The following is an 817-nucleotide window of genomic DNA, read 5'->3' as shown; positions in this document are numbered from 1 at the left end:
TTGGAACTATGATATTCCCGACATTGATAGACAACCCAAGTATCTCAAGGCACTAGTTTGTAGGCCTTTCCTTCCTGAATACTTTCCAGGCTATGAAGTTTATATTTGGATTGATGCAGATGCTTGGGTGCAAGACTGGTCTGCAATTGAGCTTCTTACCCTGGGAGCAATATACAAAAACCTTGCAGTTGTTCCTGAGTTGCTAAATACTCTCTTCGATCCCTATCCATTTTCGCATCAAGCTTTTCACCTCTCGAGATACATCAGGTACTTTGGACATGTATATAACCACCTATACATAAGACCAACTCTAAATGCTGGTGTATTCTCTGGAAGTAATTCCGGTATTCACTGGGTAGCATGGAAAAACAGACTGAGCCAAGCTATCTCTATGAGCCTCGATCTATACTCAGATCAGTATTCTCTAAACCTGGCTATTCATAATGACTTAGGGATAGATAACGTTCAAATTTTACCATTGTTTTGTAACTGGACAGTTCATAGTAAACTACCTCTATGGGATCCAAAAAGAAAGCTCTGGGTTGAGCCTTGGAAGCCTTACATCCCTTTAGGGATTCTACACATTTCCTATAAAGCTAAGGATAGAAAAACTCATGTAGCTCATACTACCGATGGCTTCAAAGTTGAAGCCAGTCTTTGGTATCCTAGAAGCCATTCTTCTCCAATCAGAAGGTATGACTATGTATCAGCTAATCAAAAGAAAATATATCTCGACTACAACTTCCCTCTAATGACTGCTATCGATCCAGGGCCTCATCCCTGGCCTTATCTACGGAAAGAAGTTCCTCACCTTTGG

General features: G+C 40.8%; 1 pseudogene. It reads left to right on the top strand.

Annotation, left to right across the window (positions count from 1 at the left end):
* A pseudogene (locus tag NW820_RS12940) lies at nucleotides 1-817 on the top strand (macrocin O-methyltransferase); the annotation flags it as partial.

It is taken from the genome of Synechococcus sp. R55.7, from assembly GCF_047461955.1.
Classification (GTDB): Bacteria; Cyanobacteriota; Cyanobacteriia; order Thermostichales; family Thermostichaceae; genus Thermostichus.
This window is presented reverse-complemented; position numbering and strand designations above follow the sequence as displayed.